Below are 3,730 nucleotides of genomic sequence, written 5' to 3'. Positions count from 1 at the left end.
ACAATTGTTAAAGCCTGAAGTTTTTTCATCTTTTTCAAAATTTTAAAATGCTGTTCATAATCAAGACTGTCATTCGCGCCAATCCAAATTTCTTCAAGGTTTTGAAGATTAAGAACCTCATCAGGTAATTGCGAGTATGGAAGTGTAAAAAGCGCCAGTTTTTTCAAAGACTTTAACTTTGATATTTCTGACATCGCTCTTTCTATGTGCAAGTTTCTGTTGTTTTCGATAAGTAGCTCTTCAAGCCCTGTCAGCTTACTGGCTGAAAAAGGTACTACCTCAAAGTTATTGGAAACTAAATATAGCTTCTTAAGCTTTGGAAACTGATTGATCAAAGTACTGGCATGGTTCCAGTCTACATTCCAGGAGTCTCTAATCGAAAAATATATTACATTGTTGGCCAATCGGAGGTTTTCCGGAAGGTATAGAAAAGGGTAGTTATTAACATACAGGTCATATACCGTCTCCGGCTCCTTTACTCCCGAACGCAGGTAATCCATGCCGGCATACTCCAGCTTCTCTTCGTCTGTAAATGTTGTGTTCATTTTTGGTGTGCACCCCTTGAGGGCCAAGATCAATAAAATTAAAATTATTTGCTTCATTGGTTACTTTGCTTTGAAAACCATGGTCAAAATTGGGGTAAAATCTACTATTTCACCTCCAACAAGCTTGGCATCTGCTGTGATATTGGTGACCCGCCTTACCTGGAACTCCAATTCAGGCAGCCCTTCTTTCAATGCTGTTATTTTTATACCTGCCTCTAATTTGTCGGTGGTTTTAATAGCCCCAGAATCGTTATTTACGAACCCTGCAGCATCCATCACCCCGGCTGTACTGATCTGGGCCATAGCATCCGTTACTCGTTTGCTCAAGTTATCCGCTGCATTTCGACTGTCCATATCTTTAGGTTTTGCACTTTCATCTTTCATGTTTGCAATGTTCTTGTGCTCATTGTAATATCCAACAGCCTCCTGAACAATATGCTGAATAACCTCCCTTGATGTAAGCTTCAAAGCAGCCATCCCTTCAAAACCTACAGCCACCGAATGTTCAAGCTTTTGAAATTTCCACCCATTATCATCCTGCTTTCTATTATTTCGTGAAGGTTTGTCGAACGTTGCCACAAGCTCTCTGCTACCACTAAGCTTCCCTGTATTAAAAGTCCCGGCTAATTTAAGGGAAAATTCATTATCCCCACCGACTTCATAATCGCGCAGGAAACCGGGATCCTTTTGTGCCCCCATTACCCCTGAGTTCATTAGGGTCTGTTGGTTGATCTTTGTAGAAAGTGCCGCTTCTATTCCTGCCGTAGCCAATCCATCGCCAACATCCAGCCCCAGCTTTGCTTCTCCGCCATAGGTTACTTCATTTTGATTTCCTTCCTCTGTTATACCTGCTTTGCTTATCCCAAAAAGCTCCTTCTCCATCTCCGCTACATTTTCTTCTGCTCCCGTATGGTCCCTGATTTGGTCATCAAGGTCCTGACTATTCGCATACATGTAGGTAAGCCCGTAATAAAGAGCTACAGAAGCGGGCAACCCTCCGGATGCCGCACCTTTCCAGTCATTAAGCAAATCAGCAGCAACCCTTCCCGATTTATAAAACCCGTAAGAAAGTAGTTGTGCTGACGTATCAAAATTACCACTCTCAGCACCCAGGAACATGCCGAACTCAGCCGTGCCTTCTCCTATTTTTACATCAACAGCTATCCCGGCTGATCCTTTTAGTTTATTGGCTATTCGCGCTTTATCATCTTTTCGCTCCTGTTCTGCCTCCATGCCCAAGGTAATATCTATTCCGGTCGCAACGGGTATTTCAAGTTTAATGGAACCGGTTAATTTTGATCCTTTTGTAGGCCCCAGGTACAGAGACATCATTTGCATTAAGGTTGACATCAATGTGTTAATAGTACTCCCTGATGAAGCTGACTTTGCCTTTTCAGTGGTAGTGGCTTCAATATGCCCGGCTTGTTGTGTGTTTAATGCCTTAATCAATGGTTTGAATGCATCCTTTTTGCCAGTCATTCTCAATTCATGCCTCATTCTGGCATCATCCACGCTGGAGTACATAGAAGTAGTACTCTTCTCCATCAAATGCTGTTGCTTTAATATATCCGGATCTAATTCCTCATTTTCTTTCTCATCCGGACAATCATCAGTTGGGCAATCTTTCTTATTTGCAGGATCAGTCGGGTTTGTTGGCTGCACCGTTGAAGGTGTCCCTTCATCACTACCACCACTCATGCCGGCTGTTGACCTATCCACCTCCATTGGCATAGTTTCTTCTTCCTCCTCACCAGATTTTGCCTGATTGATAGACTTATTGAAGGAAGAATAATCGATCTTCATCATCTGCAGAATTTCACTCGCAGATAGCGTTTCTGCATCCTCAGACGCAGCGCCTGACAAGGATCGTGGCACAAATCCTGCCCTGCCTGTCAGGTTAGGCGTTTTCGAGCCGGGTGATAAATTGTCCCTCTGTAGATTATCCGGCTTGATGCCAGGTGTAGTTGTATTTGACTGTTGCTGTTGAGATTGATGGCTATTCATAAAAATTAATAAACACGCTGCAAAATACCTGCACTAACTTAATGGGGATGGTAGAGCCGATTTGAAAAAAATTTAAGCGCGCAATATAAAGGGATTAATTATTAAATCTTAATAAAAAAGTTATATTTTATGAAAAGATATTTTTTCGGTATTCCGCACTTTGCTCTATTCATTTTTTTGCCTACTATAGCTTTTTTTAACTTAATTTTTCAAAATGCTACGTTTAAACCATCTATTACTTCATCGATTAGCCCCTCGATTTTTCCTTCTAAGTATGCTGTATTGCCTGCTGCACCAACCATCAACTGCCCAGGATATACGTACCAAGCAAAATGTAAAAAAGATTGAATCCATTGAAGCCATGTACCCTGCCGATAGCGGTTTATATGTTGTCGGTTCTCATATTCCACTGATGGTAAAGGCTTTACAGAAAAGAGGTAAAGAAACCATTACTGCAGGCACTTCCAACAACAAAATCGACTGGGAGGCTTATGCCGTGGAAGTTGAAGGTGGGACCTTTAAGGACGGACTCATTCATGTGACCAACAAAAGAAGTGAAATCCCCAATGAAGGTGTAAAAGTTAAAGTGGGTGTAATTATGCGACCTGACTTCAAAGACGAGCTAACCATACCTATTCATGAAATTTCAAGCTTTGAACTGAATTACAAGCCATCTAAAGATCCGGCCAGCTATAATTTGCAAGCAAATGTCAGATTGTATAATGAGGAAACAATCACCAATAAGACTGGTAGCTTTACATGGGATATATTTGACTTTAAAGTAACGGGAGGATCATTCAAAAATGGGGTGGTCACGCTATCCGAAACAGACCACCGCAATATGGTGAACAATACTTTGGGTATCGAAGCTCACCTAATAGCTAACCCGACGATAAAAAACCACATCAACATACCTCAAGAGTTTAAGAATGAAATGGTTGCCTTTTATGGAGGAAAGACCGGCAGAAACGGACGCGATGGGGCGCGCGGAAATGCAGGAAAGGATGGAAAAAGTGGCGGTGGGCAGAGACCGGGCGGTGATGGTTCTGCCGGAGGACGTGGTCAGGACGGTAGTGATGGTGACGATGGTGAGGATGGAGAAAATATTGAGGTATACGTGGCGCTATCAGGTTCCCAGGTTAACGGGGCACCTATTCTTAATGTACATATCAAGAGTACTA

At 42.3% G+C, this 3,730-nt stretch carries 2 protein-coding genes and 1 pseudogene; 1 reads left to right on the top strand and 2 read right to left on the bottom strand.

Annotation, left to right across the window (positions count from 1 at the left end):
• Together E1163_RS01780 and E1163_RS01775 are read right to left on the bottom strand one after the other, a co-directional pair.
• A partial coding sequence (locus tag E1163_RS01780) for a hypothetical protein (RefSeq protein ID WP_221417905.1) occupies positions 1-545 on the bottom strand: 545 nt, incomplete at its 3' end.
• Positions 546-605: 60 nt separating this feature from the next.
• Entirely contained in the window at positions 606-2,549 is a 1,944-nt protein-coding gene (locus E1163_RS01775; protein ID WP_155168851.1) for a hypothetical protein, read from the bottom strand.
• 274 nt (positions 2,550-2,823) lie between these two features.
• On the opposite strand from E1163_RS01775, the pseudogene E1163_RS01770 reads away from it, so the two are divergent.
• Positions 2,824-3,730 (top strand): annotated as a pseudogene (locus tag E1163_RS01770) (hypothetical protein); the annotation flags it as partial.

It is taken from the genome of Fulvivirga kasyanovii, assembly GCF_009711405.1.
Lineage (GTDB): Bacteria > Bacteroidota > Bacteroidia > Cytophagales > Cyclobacteriaceae > Fulvivirga > Fulvivirga kasyanovii.
The sequence above is the reverse complement of the archived record's forward strand: the minus strand, read 5'-3'. Positions and strand labels throughout refer to the sequence as shown.